Below are 20,211 nucleotides of genomic sequence, written 5' to 3'. Positions count from 1 at the left end.
ATTAACTCCTTGCCTAAAGGACTGAACTAAATCAGCCTTGTTTTTTAGTAACAGTTTCGACGATGTGCGCCGGAGCTGTATCGTATTTTTTGAATTCCATAGAGTAGCTTGCGCGACCCTGGGACATGGAACGAACGTCGGTCGCATAACCGAACATTTCACCCAACGGTACTTCAGCACGAATTACTTTGCCGGAGACCGTATCTTCCATACCCTGGATCATGCCGCGACGACGGTTCAAGTCGCCCATCACGTCACCCATATAGTCTTCAGGTGTAACAACCTCTACCGCCATGATCGGCTCAAGCAGCTCACCGCCACCTTTGGTAGCCAGTTGCTTGGTCGCCATGGAAGCAGCCACCTTAAACGCCATCTCGTTGGAGTCGACGTCGTGGTAAGAACCATCAAACACGGTAGCCTTCAGGCCGATCAGCGGATAGCCGGCAACAACACCGTTCTTCATCTGCTCTTCGATACCCTTCTGGATAGCCGGGATGTATTCCTTAGGAACCACACCACCTACCACTTCGTTCACGAACTGCAGACCTTCCTGACCTTCGTCAGCAGGTGCAAAACGAATCCAGCAGTGGCCGAACTGACCACGACCGCCGGACTGACGAACGAACTTGCCTTCGATCTCACAGTTCTTCGTGATGCGCTCACGATACGAAACCTGAGGCTTACCGATGTTGGCTTCGACGTTGAACTCACGGCGCATCCGGTCAACCAGGATGTCCAGGTGCAGCTCGCCCATGCCAGAGATGATCGTTTGACCAGTCTCTTCATCAGTTTTAACGCGGAAAGATGGATCTTCCTGAGCAAGCTTGCCCAGTGCAACACCCATTTTTTCCTGGTCATCCTTGGTCTTAGGCTCTACGGCAACCGAAATAACCGGCTCCGGGAAGTCCATGCGAACCAGGATGATTGGCTTGTCAGCGTTGCACAGAGTCTCACCAGTGGTGACGTCCTTCATGCCGATCAAGGCCGCGATGTCACCAGCGCGTACTTCCTTGATCTCTTCACGGGCGTTTGCGTGCATTTGCACCATACGACCCACGCGCTCTTTCTTGCCTTTAACCGAGTTGATCACGCCGTCGCCGGAGTTCAACACGCCCGAGTAAACTCGAACGAAGGTCAAGGTACCCACGAATGGGTCGGTAGCGATCTTGAACGCCAGAGCCGAGAACGGCTCGTTGTCGTCTGCATGACGCTCCAGCTCGATGCTCTCGTCATCCGGGTCAGTACCCTTGATGGCAGGAATATCGGTAGGTGCAGGCAGGAAGTCGATAACGGCGTCGAGAACCAGGGGAACACCCTTGTTCTTGAAGGAAGAACCGCAAACAGCCAGGACGATCTCACCAGCGATAGTACGCTGACGCAGAGCCGCCTTGATTTCCGCGATGGTGAATTCTTCACCTTCGAGGTACTTGTTCATCAGCTCTTCGTTGGCTTCGGCAGCAGCCTGAACCATGTTGTCGCGCCACTCGTCAGCAAGATCTTTCAGCTCAGCTGGAATCTCTTTGCGAACAGGAACCATACCTTTGTCAGCATCGTTCCAGTACACAGCTTCCATGTTGATCAGATCGATCTGACCCTGGAAGTTGTCTTCGGAACCGATAGCCAACTGGATTGGAACTGGAGTGTGGCCCAGACGCTTCTTGATCTGCTCGATAACGCGCAGGAAGTTGGCGCCAGCACGGTCCATCTTGTTTACGTAAACAAGACGTGGAACGCCGTATTTGTTGGCTTGACGCCATACGGTTTCCGACTGAGGCTCAACGCCCGAGGTACCACAGAACACAACAACCGCGCCGTCGAGTACACGCAGGGAACGTTCAACTTCAATGGTGAAGTCAACGTGGCCCGGGGTATCGATTACGTTGAAGCGGTGCTCGTCTTTGTACTGCTTGGCAGAACCTTTCCAGAAGGCGGTAATGGCAGCAGAAGTAATGGTAATACCACGCTCCTGCTCCTGAACCATCCAGTCTGTGGTCGCGGCGCCATCATGCACCTCGCCCATTTTGTGACTTTTGCCAGTGTAAAACAGTACGCGCTCGGTGGTGGTGGTTTTACCAGCATCCACGTGAGCGACGATACCGATGTTACGGTAGCGACTAATCGGAGTAGTACGAGCCATAAAGCCCTCGCAAAATTAGTGAAGCTGAAATTAGAAGCGGTAGTGCGAGAAAGCTTTGTTAGCTTCGGCCATACGGTGCACGTCTTCACGCTTCTTAACAGCAGCACCTTTACCTTCGGCAGCGTCCAACAGTTCGCCAGCCAAACGCAGAGCCATAGACTTCTCGCCGCGCTTGCGGGCGAAGTCTACCAACCAGCGCATTGCCAGGGCGTTACGACGGGACGGACGAACTTCGACCGGAACCTGGTAAGTAGCACCGCCTACACGGCGCGACTTCACTTCGACCAGCGGAGCGATGGCGTCGAGAGCTTTCTCGAAGAGTTCCAGGGGATCGCTGTTCTTGCGTTCTTTAACCTTTTCCAGCGCGCCATAAACGATACGCTCGGCAACGGCTTTCTTGCCGCTTTCCATCACGTGGTTCATGAACTTGGCCAGAATTTGGCTTCCGTATTTTGGATCGTCAAGCACTTCGCGCTTGGCTGCTACGCGTCTTCTTGGCATGGATAAGCCCTCAAACGGTCTTCAGGTTAGCTCGGAACCATTACATCTGAAAGATGCAGGTCCGACCTTACTCTTATCGACTCAGAAAAAAAGAAATCTGCATTATTTACCGGAAACCGAAGACTACTTCGGCTTCTTGGTACCGTACTTCGAACGACCTTGGTTACGACCTTTAACGCCGGAAGTATCCAAAGAGCCGCGAACGGTGTGATAACGAACACCTGGCAAGTCTTTTACACGACCGCCACGAATCAGTACCACGCTGTGTTCTTGCAGGTTGTGACCTTCACCACCGATGTACGAGGAAACCTCGAAACCGTTGGTCAGGCGCACACGGCATACTTTACGCAGTGCCGAGTTAGGTTTTTTCGGCGTAGTTGTATACACACGGGTGCATACGCCACGACGTTGCGGGCAGTTTTGCAGCGCAGGTACGTCGGATTTCTCGACGATACGCTTACGCGGCTGACGTACCAGCTGGTTGATAGTTGCCATCTACTAGCTCCACTGTTGTCTTGCGACGCTATTGTCTTGCAAGAAAAGCAAAATGGCAGGAACGAATTCCCGCCAAATTTAGGGGTACAAGAGTCTAAAGAGGATCTTGTCCCCAGTCAAGGCAAGGCCCCGACCTTCCTGCCCATCAAACCCAGACAAAATGTCTCGATTCGATGAACGGAACTGCCGGGGCCTACCCTTCATCTACCGCAGAACTCAGTTACCGCTCGAGTTCAGCGCTTCGGTCAGTGCAGCTTCCACTTCACTGGCGCTTACGCGCAACGGCTTGTCAGCCTCACGGCGGCGCTTGCGCTCGCTGTGGTATGCCAAACCGGTACCTGCCGGGATCAGACGACCCACGACAACGTTTTCTTTCAGGCCGCGCAGGTAATCGCGCTTGCCGGTTACCGCTGCTTCGGTCAGTACGCGGGTGGTCTCTTGGAAAGAGGCCGCGGAGATGAACGATTCAGTCGACAACGACGCCTTGGTGATACCCAGCAGGACGCGAGTGAACTTGGACACGAACTTGTCTTCGTTGCCCAGACGCTCGTTCTCGGTCAGTACCTGCGTCAACTCCATCTGGTCGCCCTTGATGAAGGTGGAATCGCCAGACTCGGCAATTTCAACTTTACGCAACATCTGACGCAAGATGGTCTCGATGTGCTTGTCGTTGATTTTTACGCCTTGCAGACGGTAAACGTCCTGGATCTCGTTAACGATGTACTTGGCCAGCGCACTCACACCCAGCAGACGCAGGATGTCGTGTGGATCGCTAGGACCGTCGGAGATAACTTCGCCGCGGTTCACTTGCTCGCCTTCGAAGACGTTCAGGTGACGCCACTTTGGAATCAGCTCTTCGTACGGATCAGTACCGTCGTTCGGGGTAATAACCAGACGGCGCTTGCCTTTGGTTTCTTTACCGAACGCGATGGTGCCGCTGACTTCAGCCAGAATCGAGGCCTCTTTCGGACGACGCGCTTCGAACAAGTCAGCAACCCGTGGCAGACCACCGGTGATGTCTCGAGTTTTCGAAGTTTCTTGCGGAATACGAGCGATAACGTCACCGATCGCGATTTCCGCACCATCCGCTACACCGACCAGGGCGTTGGCTGGCAGGAAGTACTGAGCAGGTACGTCGGTACCCGGCAACAGCAGATCCTTGCCGTCCACACCTACCATCTTGACGGCTGGACGGATGTCCTTGCCGGCAGCTGGACGGTCTTTGGCGTCAAGTACTTCAATGTTGGTCATACCGGTCAATTCGTCAGTCTGACGCTTGATCGTGATGCCTTCTTCCATGCCCACGTAGGTCACGGTACCTTTCATTTCGGTAACGATTGGGTGAGTGTGCGGATCCCACTTGGCTACGATCGAGCCAGCGTCAACCTTGTCACCTTCTTTAACCGAAATCACGGCGCCGTACGGCAGCTTGTAACGCTCACGCTCACGACCGAAGTCATCAGCGATGGCCAGCTCACCGGAACGCGATACTGCTACCAGGCAGCCATCCACTCGCTCAACGTGCTTCAGGTTGTGCAGACGGACAGTACCGCCATTCTTCACCTGAACGCTGTCAGCAGCGGAGGTCCGGCTTGCCGCACCACCGATGTGGAACGTACGCATGGTCAGCTGTGTACCCGGTTCACCGATCGACTGGGCAGCGATAACGCCGACAGCTTCACCGATGTTCACCTGGTGACCACGAGCCAGATCACGGCCGTAGCACTTGGCGCAGATACCGAAACGGGTTTCGCAGCTGATTGGCGAGCGTACGATTACTTCGTCGATGCTGTTCAGCTCGATGAATTCAACCCACTTCTCGTCAACCAGAGTACCGGCAGGAACGATAACTTCCTCGGTGCCTGGCTTGAATACGTCACGGGCGATCACTCGACCCAGTACGCGCTCACCCAACGGCTCAACTACGTCGCCGCCTTCGATGTGCGGAGTCATCAGCAGACCGTGTTCGGTGCCGCAGTCGACTTCAGTCACAACCAGGTCTTGCGCAACGTCTACCAGACGACGAGTCAGATAACCGGAGTTAGCTGTCTTCAAGGCGGTATCCGCCAGACCCTTACGAGCACCGTGAGTCGAGATGAAGTACTGAAGTACGCTCAAACCTTCACGGAAGTTCGCAGTAATCGGCGTTTCGATGATGGAACCGTCCGGCTTGGCCATCAGACCACGCATACCGGCCAGCTGACGGATCTGCGCAGCAGAACCCCGTGCGCCGGAGTCGGCCATCATGTACATCGAGTTGAACGACTCTTGCTCAACCTCAACGCCGTGACGGTCGATAACCTTCTCTTTCGAGAGGTTGGACATCATCGCCTTGGACACTTCATCGTTAGCTTTCGACCAAAGGTCGATTACTTTGTTGTACTTCTCGCCCTGGGTTACCAGGCCGGAGGCGTACTGGCTTTCGATTTCTTTCACTTCATCGGTTGCAGCCGCGATGATGCGAGCTTTTTCATCCGGGATAACGAAGTCGTTAACACCGATGGAAACGCCGGAAATAGTCGAGTAAGCAAAACCGGTGTACATCAACTGGTCAGCGAAGATAACGGTCTCTTTCAAACCAACCACGCGGTAGCACTGGTTGATCAGCTTGGAGATCGCCTTTTTCTTCATTGGCAGGTTGACGACGTCGTACGACAGGCCTTTTGGCACAACCTGGAACAACAGCGCACGGCCGACAGTGGTGTCGACGATACGGGTGTTGGTCACGCTGCCGCCGTCACGGTCGTTAACGGTTTCGTTGATACGAACCTTGACCTTGGCGTGCAGAGCGGCTTCGCCGGCACGGAATACGCGGTCTACTTCCTGCAAGTCAGCGAATACACGACCTTCGCCCTTGGCGTTGATCGCTTCACGCGTCATGTAGTACAGACCCAATACAACGTCCTGCGACGGAACGATGATTGGCTCACCGTTGGCTGGCGACAGAATGTTGTTGGTCGACATCATCAACGCACGCGCTTCCAGCTGGGCTTCCAGCGTCAGCGGTACGTGCACGGCCATTTGGTCGCCGTCGAAGTCGGCGTTGTACGCAGCACAGACCAGAGGGTGCAGCTGGATAGCCTTACCTTCGATCAGTACCGGTTCAAACGCCTGGATACCCAGACGGTGAAGGGTCGGTGCACGGTTGAGAAGCACTGGGTGTTCGCGGATAACTTCAGCGAGAACGTCCCACACTTCCGGCAGCTCGCGCTCAACCATCTTCTTGGCAGCTTTGATGGTGGTAGCGAGACCACGCATTTCCAGCTTGCCGAAAATGAACGGCTTGAACAGCTCGAGAGCCATTTTCTTCGGCAGACCGCACTGGTGCAGACGCAGGGTCGGACCTACGGTAATTACCGAACGACCCGAGTAGTCAACACGCTTACCGAGCAAGTTCTGACGGAAACGACCCTGCTTACCCTTGATCATGTCAGCCAGGGATTTCAGAGGACGCTTGTTGGAACCGGTGATAGCGCGACCACGACGGCCGTTGTCGAGCAAGGCGTCGACCGCTTCTTGCAACATACGCTTTTCGTTGCGCACGATGATGTCCGGAGCGGACAGATCAAGCAGGCGCTTCAAGCGGTTGTTACGGTTGATCACTCGACGGTACAGGTCGTTGAGGTCGGAAGTCGCGAAACGACCGCCATCCAACGGTACCAGAGGACGCAGATCTGGCGGCAGAACCGGCAGAACGGTCAGTACCATCCACTCAGGGAGGTTGCCGGAGCCCAGGAAGGCTTCCATCAACTTCAGGCGCTTGGACAGTTTTTTGATCTTGGTTTCGGAGTTGGTTTGCGGAATTTCTTCGCGCAGACGACCAATCTCGTGTTCCAGGTCGATAGCGTGCAGCAGTTCACGGACAGCTTCAGCACCCATGCGGGCATCAAAGTCGTCGCCGAACTCTTCCAGCGCTTCGAAGTACTGCTCATCGTTCAGCAGCTGACCTTTTTCCAGAGTGGTCATGCCCGGATCGATAACGACATAGCTCTCGAAGTAGAGAACGCGTTCGATATCACGCAGGGTCATGTCCATCAGCAAGCCGATACGGGACGGCAGCGATTTCAGGAACCAGATGTGAGCAACCGGCGATGCCAGTTCAATGTGAGCCATACGCTCGCGACGGACCTTGGCCAGTGCGACTTCAACGCCACACTTCTCACAGATCACACCGCGGTGCTTCAAGCGCTTGTACTTACCGCACAGGCACTCGTAATCCTTTACCGGGCCAAAGATTTTGGCGCAGAACAGGCCGTCACGCTCAGGCTTGAACGTACGGTAGTTGATGGTTTCCGGTTTTTTAACTTCACCGAACGACCACGAACGGATCATCTCAGGCGATGCCAATCCAATACGGATGGCGTCGAACTCTTCGACTTGACCCTGGTTTTTCAGCAAATTCAGTAGGTCTTTCAAGGCCTTTCCTCCTGGCGGAGCAGAGAGCGGGCCATACAGCCCCGCTCTCGATTCGCGTCACGTGTTATTCGGTTTCCAGATCGATATCGATGCCGAGGGAACGAATTTCTTTGATCAACACGTTGAAGGACTCGGGCATGCCCGGCTCCATACGGTGATCGCCGTCCACGATGTTTTTGTACATCTTGGTACGACCGTTCACATCGTCCGACTTCACTGTGAGCATTTCTTGCAGAGTGTATGCCGCGCCGTAGGCTTCCAGCGCCCAGACCTCCATCTCCCCGAAACGCTGACCACCGAACTGTGCCTTACCACCCAGCGGCTGCTGGGTAACCAGGCTGTAAGAACCGGTAGAACGAGCGTGCATCTTGTCGTCTACCAAGTGGTTCAGCTTCAGCATGTACATGTAGCCAACGGTAACCGGACGCTCGAACTTGTTGCCGGTACGGCCATCAGTCAGCACCATCTGGCCGCTGTCTGGCAGGTCTGCCAAACGAAGCATTGCCTTGATTTCGCTTTCCTTGGCACCGTCGAACACCGGGGTAGCCATTGGCACACCGCCGCGAAGGTTCTTCGCCAGATCCAGGATTTCCTGATCGGAGAAGTCATCCAGGCTTTCTTGACGACCGCCAATTTCGTTGTAGATCTCATGCAGGAACTTGCGCAGGTCAGCGACCTTGCGTTGTTCTTCAATCATGAGGTTGATCTTCTCGCCCAGACCTTTGGCTGCGAGGCCCAGGTGAGTTTCGAGAATCTGACCAACGTTCATACGCGAAGGTACGCCCAACGGGTTGAGGACCACATCCACCGGGGTGCCATTGGCATCGTACGGCATGTCTTCAACCGGCATGATCACGGAGACCACACCTTTGTTACCGTGACGACCAGCCATCTTGTCACCCGGCTGGATGCGACGGCGGATTGCCAGGTAAACCTTGACGATTTTCAGCACGCCTGGAGCCAGGTCATCGCCCTGCTGCAGTTTGCGCTTCTTGTCTTCGAACTTGTCGTCCAGCAGACGACGGCGATCGATGATGTAGGCCTGAGCTTTTTCAAGCTGCTCGTTCAGAGCATCTTCAGCCATACGCAGCTTGAACCACTGACCATGCTCAAGACCGTCCAGGATTTCATTGGTGATTTCCTGACCTTTCTTCAGACCGGCACCGCCTTCGGCAATGCGGCCAACCAGAGCAGAGCGCAGACGTTCGAAGGTAGCGCCTTCAACGATACGGAACTCTTCGTTCAGATCCTTGCGGATCTCGTCCAGCTGGGTCTTCTCGATCGACAGTGCACGAGCATCACGCTCAACGCCGTCACGGGTGAAGACCTGCACGTCGATAACAGTACCTTTGGTACCGGTAGGTACACGCAGGGAAGTGTCTTTAACGTCGCTGGCTTTTTCACCGAAGATTGCACGCAACAGCTTCTCTTCCGGAGTCAGCTGGGTCTCGCCTTTCGGAGTGACCTTACCGACCAGAATGTCGCCAGCGCCAACTTCAGCACCTACGTAAACGATACCGGCTTCGTCCAGTTTGTTCAGTGCAGCTTCACCCACGTTCGGGATGTCTGCAGTGATCTCTTCAGGCCCAAGCTTGGTGTCACGTGCCACACAGGTCAGTTCCTGGATGTGGATCGTGGTAAAGCGATCTTCTTGAACAACTCGTTCCGACAGGCAGATGGAGTCTTCGAAGTTGTAACCGTTCCAGGCCATGAACGCGATGCGCATGTTCTGACCCAACGCCAGTTCACCCATATCGGTGGACGGGCCGTCAGCCATGATGTCGCTGCGCTGTACACGGTCACCCTTGCGAACCAGCGGACGCTGGTTGATGCAAGTGTTCTGGTTGGAGCGGGTGTATTTGGTCAGGTTGTAGATGTCGACACCGGCTTCGCCAGTTTCAACTTCATCATCAGCAACGCGAACAACGATACGGCTGGCATCAACAGAGTCGATCACGCCGCCACGACGAGCCACGACGCAAACGCCGGAGTCACGAGCTACGTTACGCTCCATGCCGGTACCTACCAGCGGCTTGTCAGCGCGCAGGGTCGGTACAGCTTGACGCTGCATGTTGGAACCCATCAACGCACGGTTGGCGTCATCGTGTTCCAGGAACGGGATCAGCGACGCTGCAACCGAAACAACCTGCTTCGGCGAAACGTCCATCAAGGTGACGTCTTCCGGCGCCTTAACGGTGAATTCGTTCAAGTGACGAACAGCTACCAGCTCGTCGATCAGCACTTTCTTGTCGTTCATCGTGGCCGAAGCCTGAGCGATCACGTGATCAGCTTCTTCGATGGCGGACAGGAAAACGATCTCGTCGGTCACCAGTGCGTCTTTCACCACACGGTACGGGCTCTCGAGGAAGCCGTACTGGTTGGTGCGCGCATAGGCAGCCAGGGAGTTGATCAGACCAATGTTCGGACCTTCCGGTGTCTCAATCGGGCATACACGGCCGTAGTGAGTCGGGTGTACGTCACGAACTTCAAAGCCGGCACGCTCACGCGTCAGACCGCCCGGGCCCAGTGCAGAAACACGGCGCTTGTGGGTGATCTCGGACAGCGGGTTGTTCTGGTCCATGAACTGGGACAGCTGGCTCGAACCGAAGAACTCTTTCACCGCCGCAGCCACTGGCTTGGCGTTGATCAGGTCTTGCGGCATCAGGCCTTCGCTTTCAGCCATCGACAGACGCTCTTTGACCGCACGCTCAACACGTACCAGGCCAACGCGGAACTGGTTTTCAGCCATTTCGCCTACGCAGCGAACACGACGGTTACCCAGGTGGTCGATGTCATCGACGATGCCTTTACCGTTACGGATGTCGACCAGGGTCTTCAGCACGGCAACGATGTCTTCTTTGCACAACACGCCCGAACCTTCGATCTCGGTACGACCGATACGACGGTTGAACTTCATCCGGCCGACCGCAGACAGGTCATAGCGCTCAGGGCTGAAGAACAGGTTGTTGAACAGAGTCTCGGCAGCGTCTTTGGTTGGCGGCTCGCCTGGACGCATCATGCGATAGATTTCGACCAGCGCTTCCAGTTGGTTGCTGGTGGAATCGATCTTCAGCGTGTCGGAGACGAACGGACCGCAGTCGATATCGTTGGTGTACAACGTCTCGATACGGACAACCTGACCCTTGGCAACTTTTGCCAGGATTTCAGTGGTCAGCTCGGTGTTGCACTCAGCAATGATTTCGCCGGTAGCCGGATGCACGATAGCCTTGGCCGTTGTGCGACCCAGGACATAGTCCAGAGGCATAACGAGCTCTTTGACACCGGCTTTTTCCAGCTGGTTGATATGACGAGCAGTGATACGACGACCCTGCTCAACAATCACCTTGCCTTTGTCATCGGTAATGTCGATGGCCGCGATTTCACCGCGCAGACGCTGTGGAACCAGCTCCAGGCTGATGCTTTCACCTTGAACGTGGAACACGTTGGTGGTGTAGAACGCGTCCAGCACTTGCTCAGTGGTATAACCCAGCGCGCGCAGCAATACCGATGCAGGCAGCTTGCGACGACGGTCAATACGCACGAACACGCAGTCTTTCGGGTCGAACTCGAAGTCCAACCACGAACCACGGTAAGGAATGATACGCGCGGAATAAAGCAGCTTACCGGAGCTGTGCGTCTTGCCGCGGTCGTGGTCAAAGAACACGCCCGGGGAACGGTGCAGCTGGGAAACAATTACACGCTCGGTACCGTTGATTACGAAGGTACCGTTTTCAGTCATCAGGGGGATTTCACCCATGTAGACTTCTTGCTCTTTGATGTCCTTGATCGCTTTGTTCGACGATTCTTTGTCGAAAATGATCAAACGAACTTTTACCCGCAAAGGTACGGCGTACGTTACGCCACGCAACACGCATTCTTTGACATCAAATGCCGGCTCGCCCAAGCGATAACCGACGTACTCCAGCGCAGCATTGCCGGAGTAGCTGATGATCGGGAAAACGGATTTGAAGGCCGCATGCAGGCCCACGTCGCGGAACTGATCTTTAGTCGCTCCCGCCTGCAAGAATTCACGATACGAATCCAGCTGGATTGCCAGAAGGTACGGCACATCCATGACGTCCGGCAACTTGCTAAAGTCCTTGCGGATACGTTTTTTCTCAGTATATGAGTAAGCCATCAGCGTTCCCCAGCTTGGTCACCTGCTTGTTTGGCCTCTCCCGACGGGAGCAGCCAGAAAATCGTGCAAACCCCTTGGTTTGCTCCACCGCACAGGGTGGTTACAGCACGTTAAAGGCACCAACCTAGTCGGCTGCCAATAACGGAAAAAGGCCGGTGGCAAGAGCCACCAGCCATCAGCCTCAGCTTAACGCTTGGGCTGGAGACGCAAGGTCGATGCTTACTTCAGCTCGACTTTAGCGCCTGCTTCTTCCAAGGTAGCCTTGGCTTTGTCAGCTGCTTCTTTAGCAACAGCTTCCAGGACCATAGCTGGAGCGCCGTCAACTACTGCCTTGGCTTCTTTCAAGCCCAGACCAGTCAGTTCACGAACAGCCTTGATCACGTTAACTTTCTTCTCGCCAGCTTCCAGCAGCATAACGTTGAATTCAGTTTGCTCTTCAACAACAGCAGCGGCAGCAGCAGGACCAGCAGAAGCAGCAGCAGCAGAAACGCCGAACTTCTCTTCCATTGCTTTGATCAGTTCAACGATTTCCAGAACGGATTTTTCGCCGATTGCTTCGATGATTTGGTCGTTAGTCAGAGACATGACTATAAATTCCTGTATTGGGGTGACAGCCTACGCGGCCATCGAAATAAACAATAAACGCTGAAAGGAGTAGCCGAGCCTTAGGCTGCAGCAGCTTCTTTCTGGTCGCGAAGTGCCGCCAGAGTACGAGCCAATTTGCTGGTAGCGCCTTGAATCACGCTCATCAGCTGAGAAATTGCTTCGTCACGGGTCGGCAGACTTGCCAGTACGTCGATCTGATTAGCTGCGAGGAACTTGCCCTCGAACGCAGCTGCCTTGATCTCGAACTTATCCTGACCTTTTGCGAACTCTTTGAAGATACGAGCAGCAGCGCCCGGATGTTCTTGCGAGAAAGCAATCAAGGTCGGGCCAGTGAACACGTCGTTGAGAACACTGTATTCAGTGTCAGCAACAGCGCGCTTGAGCAGGGTGTTACGTACAACACGTACGTAAACGCCAGCTTCACGAGCCTCTTTACGGAGTCCGGTCATAGCGCCTACTGTCACACCGCGGGCATCAGCCACAACAGCGGACAGGGCAACTTTGGCAGCCTCGTTGACTTCAGCGACGATGGCCTTCTTGTCTTCGAGTTTAATTGCCACGGGTTTAACTCCTGCTTGTTACCGTTTCATCTGGCCGAGGCCCGATGTCGTTTTGGTGTCTGATTCGGTAAGGAACCGGGAGCACCATCTGCGTAGGCTTGAGGTTTAAGACTTGCGTCGCCTACGGTCTTGGATAGCCCCCGCCAGGCAGGGACCCCAATCTTTCAATTGGCGCATTTGACTGCGCCAATGTTGTCTTACGCGTCCAGGGAACCCTGGTCGATGACCAGGCCCGGGCCCATAGTGGTGCTCAGGGTTACGCGCTTAACATAAATACCTTTCGAAGAAGCTGGCTTGATACGCTTCAGATCAGCGATCAGGGCTTCAACGTTTTCCTTCAGCTGAACGGCGTCGAAGCCGATCTTGCCAACGGAAGTGTGGATGATACCGTTTTTGTCGGTGCGATAACGAACCTGACCAGCCTTCGCGTTCTTAACAGCGGTGGCTACGTCTGGAGTTACAGTACCAACCTTAGGGTTAGGCATCAGGCCGCGTGGGCCCAGGATCTGACCCAACTGACCAACAACACGCATTGCGTCCGGGGATGCAATAACTACGTCGTAGTTCAGGTCGCCGCCTTTCATTTCGGCAGCCAGGTCGTCCATACCAACGCGATCAGCGCCGGCAGCCAGAGCAGCTTCAGCAGCTGGACCCTGAGTGAACACAGCTACACGTACAGTCTTGCCAGTGCCGTGTGGCAGCACAGTAGCGCTACGAACAACCTGGTCAGATTTACGTGGGTCTACGCCCAGGTTAACGGCGATGTCAAACGACTCGCTGAATTTTACAGTCGACAGCTCAGCCAGCAAAGCAGCAGCGTCTACAAAATTGTAAGACTTGCCAGCTTCGATTTTACCGGCGATTGCCTTTTGACGCTTGGTCAGCTTAGCCATTACACACCCTCCACGTTAAGGCCCATGCTACGAGCAGAACCGGCGATAGTACGCACGGCTGCTTCCATATCAGCTGCAGTCAGATCCGCGTTTTTGGTTTTCGCGATTTCTTCCAGCTGAGCACGAGTTACAGTGCCAACCTTAACGGTGTTTGGACGAGCGGAACCGCTAGTCAGACCAGCAGCCTTCTTCAGCAGAACCGAAGCAGGGGTCGACTTGGTTTCGAACGTGAAGCTACGGTCGCTGTATACAGTGATGATCACTGGAGTCGGCAGGCCTGGCTCAATACCCTGAGTACGGGCGTTGAAAGCTTTGCAGAATTCCATGATGTTCACGCCGTGCTGACCCAGAGCCGGGCCAACAGGTGGGCTTGGGTTGGCCTGAGCGGCCTTCACTTGCAGCTTGATGTAAGCGGTAATCTTCTTAGCCATGAGGCACTCCAATTACGGGTTCAATCGCCTAAAGAGGCTCCCCGGTTACTTGCGCGTTTATCCCAGTGACGACAAAACCCCACAGCCGAAGCCATGGGGTTGGGATTCGTGTTTAACTAGACCTTTTCGACCTGGCTAAACTCTAGCTCTACCGGAGTAGAGCGACCGAAAATGAGCACCGCCACTTGAATGCGGCTCTTTTCGTAGTTAACTTCTTCAACCGTGCCGTTAAAGTCGGCAAACGGACCGTCGGTAACACGGACAACTTCGCCCGGCTCGAACAGTGTTTTCGGCTTGGGCTTGTCGCTGCCATCGGCTACGCGACGCAGAATTGCTTCTGCTTCTTTATCAGTGATCGGTGCCGGTTTATCAGCAGTACCACCAATGAAGCCCATGACGCGCGGAGTGTCCTTGACCAAGTGCCAAGTCCCTTCGCTCATGTCCATTTGAACCAGCACATAACCAGGGAAGAATTTGCGTTCGCTTTTGCGTTTCTGGCCATTACGCATTTCAACCACTTCTTCAGTGGGAACCAGAATTTCGCCGAAGCCTTCTTCCATGCCTGCCAGCTTAATACGCTCTATCAGAGAGCGCATAACATGCTTTTCGTAACCCGAATAAGCATGCACTACGTACCAACGCTTAGCCACGGGACACCCTTAGCCAACAATCAAGGAAACGAGCCAGCCGAGCAGGGAATCTAAACCCCACAACAGCAACGCCATAACAAGAACAACAGCCACCACGATCAACGTGGTCTGCGTAGTTTCTTGGCGAGTTGGCCATACGACTTTACGAATCTCAGTACGAGCTTCCTTTACCAGGACAGCGAACGACTTGCCTTTTGCCGTCTGCAAGCCCACATAGGCAGCAACAGCAGCAATCACAAGAAGTGCAATGACGCGATACAGGATCGGCGAACCAGAATAATACTGATTCCCAACAACGCCAACCACCACAAGAGCAACCACTACAAGCCACTTGAGGAGATCGAAGCGAGAGCCTTGAACTTCAGCCTTGGGAGTCATCTAAGAGGATCCTGTGAAAAGAAAGCCAGACGCAGTGAGGCGAATCTGGCAGGTCAGGAGGGAATCGAACCCCCAACCTACGGTTTTGGAGACCGTCGCTCTGCCAATTGAGCTACTGACCTAAAACATTATCGAGCCGCCGATTATGCCGACCCGAGAGAGACTTTTCAACCATCAATGCAATTACTTTTGCCGACAACCCAAAAACAGATCAATCAACACTGCAGGAAGCTGTATGCAAGCGACCCACGACAGCAATTACGAACCGGAGCAGCAGCACCAGAATCGGCACCACCAGCAAACACCCCAGACAAGCTATTAAGCCTGTTAAAACAAAGGCAGATATTTTCATATCTGCCTTGTTATATGGAGCTCTTGAGCGGATTTGAACCGCTGACCTCACCCTTACCAAGGGTGTGCTCTACCAACTGAGCTACAAGAGCAAAACACGTTGCGAAAACAGCTAGACTGGAGCGGGTGGCGGGAATCGAACCCGCATCATTAGCTTGGAAGGCTAAGGTTCTACCACTAAACTACACCCGCAAATCTTGCTGCTCTAGCTTGAATATGGTGGAGGGGGAAGGATTCGAACCTTCGAAGTCGTAGACGTCAGATTTACAGTCTGATCCCTTTGGCCGCTCGGGAACCCCTCCTGAGCTGGCTAGAATTCTACATCATTCTAACCTGATGTCAACCACTTTCTTCAATTAAATCAGGAAGTTAGCAACTTGACTCGCTTCACACCTAGTAGCCTGTTTGGCGTTCACTGTGGAGCGGGCGCCATTCTATGCAAACTATCGGGTACCTGCAAGCCCTCACAGCGCATTTTTTTGTATTTTAAGCCATTGAATTCATTAACAAGGTTCTGCAAAAGCATTTCACTCGCCGCAGGAGTGGCTTGCGGGCCAATCCTGAGGGCGTAGCCCGGCATTTCAGGCTGCTGCGCTTCAACTTGCACAGACTGCACCCCCATATCAGATAACCTGCGCTGCAGGCTGTGCAGCTGTTCTTCAGTCGGTAAATTGGCGAGCAACAGGCATTGCGCACCCTGCTCCTGAACAACAGGGGCTGTAACCTCACCAGCAGCAGGTCGCGCCTCGCTAAGCAGGCGTATACCCTGGTGACTGCCCTTGTACAAAGACAAGGAAACCACTTCTTTGGCCCTCAGCGGCGCCTCTTGCTGATGCCATATGTAATAAAAGACATTCAGAACAACCAGCAGCAGAAACAGCCAACGCATAGAAACCTCAAGGAAGGGGACACACTACCGCCAAACCGACAAATACCAGGTCTTGCACCACGCGAGCGTCTGGAACCATATCCCTCACCAGGCTTGCGTCACCTCCGGTCAGGAAAACCTCAAAATCCTCCCCCCAGTACTCGCGCGCCAATTCCAGCTGGGTCAGCACAAAGCCCCGCATCATCAGCAAGCAGCCGCGCTCCACCGCCTCGACTGTCGTTCGCCCAGGTTTACGCTGGAGCAACGCCTGCTCGGCAGACAGGTCGTCATACCTGATACGCCGGGTATGGGTACGCAACTGATCGCGCATCAAGGGCATGCCCGGGCAAATAAACCCGCCCAGGTGCTGACCATCAGCCGCAACGAAATCCGCCGTTACCGCCGTGCCGAAATCCAGCACCAGGCACGCATTCTTCGCCAGTTCAAAAGCGCCAACGACTGCGAGCCAACGATCGAGCCCCAAACGGGCAAATTCTTCATAACCGTTGCTGACACCTGCCACACTTCTTGCAGGTTGTGCGCACTGCGCGACAACCCCGAAGGTCGTGATGATGGAGGCGACCAGGCTCGATGTCTCATCATCGCTGCGCACACTCACCAAACGGCAGTGGGTTATGTTCAACTCCGGAATAGCCAATACCGCGGCCAGCAGTGCGGCATCAGAGTCGACCACACCCCCACCTACAGCCACTCCAGCCTCAAGGGCGCGCCACTTTATAAAACTGTTGCCACAGTCCATCTCAAGAATCATGGCGCAACCTCAAGCTAAGCTCACCACCGCTATACACTTTTTCTTCACCATTGACTCTCATGCGCAGTGCGCCCTGCTGATCAATCCCCAGGACAGTGCCATCTACCTGATGCACGCCAGCTATCAGGGATACTTCACGCCCCTGCCACAAATGATTTTGCTCCCACTGCGCCTGTATCGCCGAGAAACCCTCGGTAGCATGGCGTTTGAGATACTCAAGCAGGCTATCGTTGAGCCTGGCAATCAGTGCATTGCGGTTTACCAGATGACCTGACTCAAGATATACCGAGGTCCAGGCCTGATCGACCTCGCTGGCCAGGCGCATATTGACGTTAATGCCGATACCCAGCACCACATGGCATACATCCGCCGGGTCCCCGACCAGCTCAAGCAAGATGCCGGCAATTTTCTTGTTGCCCACCAGCACGTCATTCGGCCATTTGAGGCCTGCATCGGTGATACCGACACCCCGAAGCGCGCTCAACACTGCCAGGCCAACCACAAGGCTAAGCCCCTCAAGCTGACGCATCCCCCCGTCCATGCGCAGGACCAGGCTGTAGTAGATATTTTCTGCGAATGGGCTGACCCATTTGCGGCCTCTGCGTCCACGACCGGCCGTTTGCCGCTCCGCCGTGACCACAAACGGCGCCGCAGCCCCACGGTCAATCGCGCGCAATGCCTCGGCATTGGTGGAATCGAGTGAATGATGAATCAAGACAGGCCAGGGACTGGAGTCCAACTGCTCCTGCTCAAGAAGCTCAAGCGGTGTAGCCAACTGATAGCCACGACCACGAACTTTATGAATCGACAGGTTCAGATCCGCTTCCAGGTGCTGCAGCTGCTTCCACACAGCACTGCGACTAACGCCAAGTGCTGCGCCAAGCGCTTGCCCTGAATGGAATCGACCATCTTTGAGGAGTTTCAACAACGTCAGCATGCAAGTATCGCCTCACAATGAGGCACGCATAATAGCCATGAGCGGAGCCATTGCATAGAAACCCCGAGTCACCACAAGCCAGAACGCGCACTCAATGACGTTAACAAGAAAGGGCCGCTGCCCCAAATTTTCTACGCACAAAAACAAACCCCCTGTCTGCGTTAGCAGACAGGGGGTTTGGAATTTAATCTTGACGATGACCTACTCTCACATGGGGAAACCCCACACTACCATCGGCGATGCATCGTTTCACTACTGAGTTCGGGATGGGATCAGGTGGTTCCAATGCTCTATGGTCGTCAAGAAATTCGGTAGCCAGGTCGTTTGCCTTACGGCGCACGCTCCAGCGAATGGGTATGTAATAGATTTGGTGTTTTGTGAACCGCAAACTTTCGGTTTGTATCGTCTTCACACACCGCAATTCGCTCTAAGCAAATTGCTTGGGTGTTATATGGTCAAGCCTCACGGGCAATTAGTATTGGTTAGCTCAACGCCTCACAGCGCTTACACACCCAACCTATCAACGTCGTAGTCTTCGACGGCCCTTTAGGGAACTCAAGGTTCCAGTGAGATCTCATCTTGAGGCAAGTTTCCCGCTTAGATGCTTTCAGCGGTTATCTTTCCCGAACATAGCTACCCGGCAATGCCACTGGCGTGACAACCGGAACACCAGAGGTTCGTCCACTCCGGTCCTCTCGTACTAGGAGCAGCCCCTCTCAAATCTCAAACGTCCACGGCAGATAGGGACCGAACTGTCTCACGACGTTCTAAACCCAGCTCGCGTACCACTTTAAATGGCGAACAGCCATACCCTTGGGACCGGCTTCAGCCCCAGGATGTGATGAGCCGACATCGAGGTGCCAAACACCGCCGTCGATATGAACTCTTGGGCGGTATCAGCCTGTTATCCCCGGAGTACCTTTTATCCGTTGAGCGATGGCCCTTCCATACAGAACCACCGGATCACTAAGACCTACTTTCGTACCTGCTCGACGTGTCTGTCTCGCAGTCAAGCGCGCTTTTGCCTTTATACTCTACGACCGATTTCCGACCGGTCTGAGCGCACCTTCGTACTCCTCCGTTACTCTTTAGGAGGAGACCGCCCCAGTCAAACTACCCACCATACACTGTCCTCGATCCGGATAACGGACCTGAGTTAGAACCTCAAAGTTGCCAGGGTGGTATTTCAAGGTTGGCTCCACGCAAACTGGCGTTCACGCTTCAAAGCCTCCCACCTATCCTACACAAGCAAATTCAAAGTCCAGTGCAAAGCTATAGTAAAGGTTCACGGGGTCTTTCCGTCTAGCCGCGGATACACTGCATCTTCACAGCGATTTCAATTTCACTGAGTCTCGGGTGGAGACAGCGCCGCCATCGTTACGCCATTCGTGCAGGTCGGAACTTACCCGACAAGGAATTTCGCTACCTTAGGACCGTTATAGTTACGGCCGCCGTTTACCGGGGCTTCGATCAAGAGCTTCGCGTTAGCTAACCCCATCAATTAACCTTCCGGCACCGGGCAGGCGTCACACCCTATACGTCCACTTTCGTGTTTGCAGAGTGCTGTGTTTTTAATAAACAGTCGCAGCGGCCTGGTATCTTCGACCGGCAGGGGCTTACGCAGTAAATGCTTCACCTCCACCGGCGCACCTTCTCCCGAAGTTACGGTGCCATTTTGCCTAGTTCCTTCACCCGAGTTCTCTCAAGCGCCTTGGTATTCTCTACCCAACCACCTGTGTCGGTTTGGGGTACGGTTCCTGGTTACCTGAAGCTTAGAAGCTTTTCTTGGAAGCATGGCATCAACCACTTCGTGTTCTAAAAGAACACTCGTCATCAGCTCTCGGCCTTAGAATCCCGGATTTACCTAAGATTCCAGCCTACCACCTTAAACTTGGACAACCAACGCCAAGCTGGCCTAGCCTTCTCCGTCCCTCCATCGCAATAACCAGAAGTACAGGAATATTAACCTGTTTTCCATCGACTACGCTTTTCAGCCTCGCCTTAGGGACCGACTAACCCTGCGTCGATTAACGTTGCGCAGGAAACCTTGGTCTTTCGGCGTGGGTGTTTTTCACACC

14 protein-coding genes, 4 tRNA genes and 2 rRNA genes (1 of these 20 cut by a window edge) are annotated in these 20,211 nt (G+C 54.3%); all 20 read right to left on the bottom strand.

What is annotated here, in order from left to right:
- Positions 1–31: 31 nt before the first annotated feature.
- Positions 32–2,137 (bottom strand): elongation factor G, encoded by a 2,106-nt coding sequence (gene fusA / locus AB3G35_RS05375; RefSeq protein WP_029611192.1) that lies wholly within the window; start codon positions 2,135–2,137, stop codon positions 32–34.
- 30 nt (positions 2,138–2,167) lie between these two features.
- On the bottom strand, positions 2,168–2,638 hold the full coding sequence (gene rpsG / locus AB3G35_RS05370) for a 30S ribosomal protein S7 (RefSeq protein WP_016779172.1): 471 nt from the start codon (positions 2,636–2,638) through the stop codon (positions 2,168–2,170).
- Between the two features lie 123 nt (positions 2,639–2,761).
- Positions 2,762–3,133 carry a 30S ribosomal protein S12 gene (gene rpsL / locus AB3G35_RS05365; RefSeq protein ID WP_002555494.1) on the bottom strand — a complete coding sequence of 124 codons (372 nt, stop codon included), beginning with the start codon at positions 3,131–3,133 and terminating at the stop codon, positions 2,762–2,764.
- A 216-nt stretch (positions 3,134–3,349) separates the two neighbouring features.
- Positions 3,350–7,549, bottom strand: coding sequence for a DNA-directed RNA polymerase subunit beta' (gene rpoC, locus AB3G35_RS05360; RefSeq protein ID WP_016779171.1), 4,200 nt, complete (start codon positions 7,547–7,549; stop codon positions 3,350–3,352).
- A 64-nt stretch (positions 7,550–7,613) separates the two neighbouring features.
- The gene (gene rpoB / locus AB3G35_RS05355) at positions 7,614–11,687 is read right to left on the bottom strand and encodes a DNA-directed RNA polymerase subunit beta (protein WP_016779170.1); all 4,074 of its coding nucleotides are present in this window, start codon (positions 11,685–11,687) and stop codon (positions 7,614–7,616) included.
- A 219-nt stretch (positions 11,688–11,906) separates the two neighbouring features.
- On the bottom strand, positions 11,907–12,272 hold the full coding sequence (rplL, locus tag AB3G35_RS05350; RefSeq protein WP_016779169.1) for a 50S ribosomal protein L7/L12: 366 nt from the start codon (positions 12,270–12,272) through the stop codon (positions 11,907–11,909).
- A gap of 80 nt (positions 12,273–12,352) precedes the next feature.
- Positions 12,353–12,853, bottom strand: coding sequence for a 50S ribosomal protein L10 (gene rplJ, locus AB3G35_RS05345; RefSeq protein WP_016779168.1), 501 nt, complete (start codon positions 12,851–12,853; stop codon positions 12,353–12,355).
- Between the two features lie 197 nt (positions 12,854–13,050).
- Positions 13,051–13,746, bottom strand: coding sequence for a 50S ribosomal protein L1 (rplA, locus tag AB3G35_RS05340; RefSeq protein WP_016779167.1), 696 nt, complete (start codon positions 13,744–13,746; stop codon positions 13,051–13,053).
- Positions 13,746–14,177, bottom strand: a complete 432-nt coding sequence (rplK, locus tag AB3G35_RS05335; protein ID WP_008008888.1) for a 50S ribosomal protein L11 — start codon at positions 14,175–14,177, stop codon at positions 13,746–13,748. Before rplK ends, rplA begins: the two co-directional genes overlap by 1 nt.
- Positions 14,178–14,293: 116 nt before the next feature.
- A complete protein-coding gene (gene nusG / locus AB3G35_RS05330) occupies positions 14,294–14,827 on the bottom strand; it encodes a transcription termination/antitermination protein NusG (protein ID WP_003444397.1) in 534 nt (177 codons plus the stop codon).
- Positions 14,828–14,836: 9 nt separating this feature from the next.
- A complete protein-coding gene (gene secE / locus AB3G35_RS05325; RefSeq protein ID WP_016779165.1) occupies positions 14,837–15,205 on the bottom strand; it encodes a preprotein translocase subunit SecE in 369 nt (122 codons plus the stop codon).
- A 46-nt stretch (positions 15,206–15,251) separates the two neighbouring features.
- Positions 15,252–15,327 (bottom strand) — tRNA-Trp (locus tag AB3G35_RS05320).
- A 245-nt stretch (positions 15,328–15,572) separates the two neighbouring features.
- A tRNA-Thr gene (locus AB3G35_RS05315) sits at positions 15,573–15,648 on the bottom strand.
- Positions 15,649–15,674: 26 nt separating this feature from the next.
- A tRNA-Gly gene (locus AB3G35_RS05310) sits at positions 15,675–15,748 on the bottom strand.
- A gap of 25 nt (positions 15,749–15,773) precedes the next feature.
- Positions 15,774–15,858, bottom strand: a tRNA-Tyr gene (locus tag AB3G35_RS05305).
- Between the two features lie 110 nt (positions 15,859–15,968).
- Positions 15,969–16,445 carry a hypothetical protein gene (locus AB3G35_RS05300; RefSeq protein ID WP_086795745.1) on the bottom strand — a complete coding sequence of 159 codons (477 nt, stop codon included), beginning with the start codon at positions 16,443–16,445 and terminating at the stop codon, positions 15,969–15,971.
- A 7-nt stretch (positions 16,446–16,452) separates the two neighbouring features.
- Positions 16,453–17,196: a pantothenate kinase gene (locus AB3G35_RS05295; RefSeq protein WP_134049137.1), complete on the bottom strand. Its 744-nt coding sequence runs from the start codon at positions 17,194–17,196 to the stop codon at positions 16,453–16,455.
- Positions 17,186–18,133, bottom strand: coding sequence for a bifunctional biotin--[acetyl-CoA-carboxylase] ligase/biotin operon repressor BirA (gene birA / locus AB3G35_RS05290; protein WP_088378837.1), 948 nt, complete (start codon positions 18,131–18,133; stop codon positions 17,186–17,188). Before birA ends, AB3G35_RS05295 begins: the two co-directional genes overlap by 11 nt.
- A gap of 188 nt (positions 18,134–18,321) precedes the next feature.
- A 5S ribosomal RNA gene (gene rrf / locus AB3G35_RS05285) occupies positions 18,322–18,437 on the bottom strand.
- A 147-nt stretch (positions 18,438–18,584) separates the two neighbouring features.
- Positions 18,585–20,211, bottom strand: a 23S ribosomal RNA gene (locus AB3G35_RS05280) (it continues 1,267 nt past the right edge of the window).

Source organism: Pseudomonas sp. WC2401, from assembly GCF_041200115.1.
Classification (GTDB): domain Bacteria; phylum Pseudomonadota; class Gammaproteobacteria; order Pseudomonadales; family Pseudomonadaceae; genus Aquipseudomonas; species Aquipseudomonas fragi.
Note: the sequence above shows the minus strand (reverse complement) of the source record. Positions and strands in the feature narration are given on the sequence as shown.

Coding starts and splice junctions, on each gene's coding strand:
- rplA (WP_016779167.1), bottom strand. CDS start 13,746: ATGGCTAAGCTGACCAAGCGTCAAAAGGCAATCGCCGGTAAAATCGAA.
- secE (WP_016779165.1), bottom strand. CDS start 15,205: ATGACTCCCAAGGCTGAAGTTCAAGGCTCTCGCTTCGATCTCCTCAAG.
- AB3G35_RS05295 (WP_134049137.1), bottom strand. CDS start 17,196: ATGATTCTTGAGATGGACTGTGGCAACAGTTTTATAAAGTGGCGCGCC.
- rplK (WP_008008888.1), bottom strand. CDS start 14,177: ATGGCTAAGAAGATTACCGCTTACATCAAGCTGCAAGTGAAGGCCGCT.
- birA (WP_088378837.1), bottom strand. CDS start 18,133: ATGCTGACGTTGTTGAAACTCCTCAAAGATGGTCGATTCCATTCAGGG.
- rpsL (WP_002555494.1), bottom strand. CDS start 3,133: ATGGCAACTATCAACCAGCTGGTACGTCAGCCGCGTAAGCGTATCGTC.
- rpoB (WP_016779170.1), bottom strand. CDS start 11,687: ATGGCTTACTCATATACTGAGAAAAAACGTATCCGCAAGGACTTTAGC.
- AB3G35_RS05300 (WP_086795745.1), bottom strand. CDS start 16,445: ATGCGTTGGCTGTTTCTGCTGCTGGTTGTTCTGAATGTCTTTTATTAC.
- fusA (WP_029611192.1), bottom strand. CDS start 2,137: ATGGCTCGTACTACTCCGATTAGTCGCTACCGTAACATCGGTATCGTC.
- rplL (WP_016779169.1), bottom strand. CDS start 12,272: ATGTCTCTGACTAACGACCAAATCATCGAAGCAATCGGCGAAAAATCC.
- rpsG (WP_016779172.1), bottom strand. CDS start 2,638: ATGCCAAGAAGACGCGTAGCAGCCAAGCGCGAAGTGCTTGACGATCCA.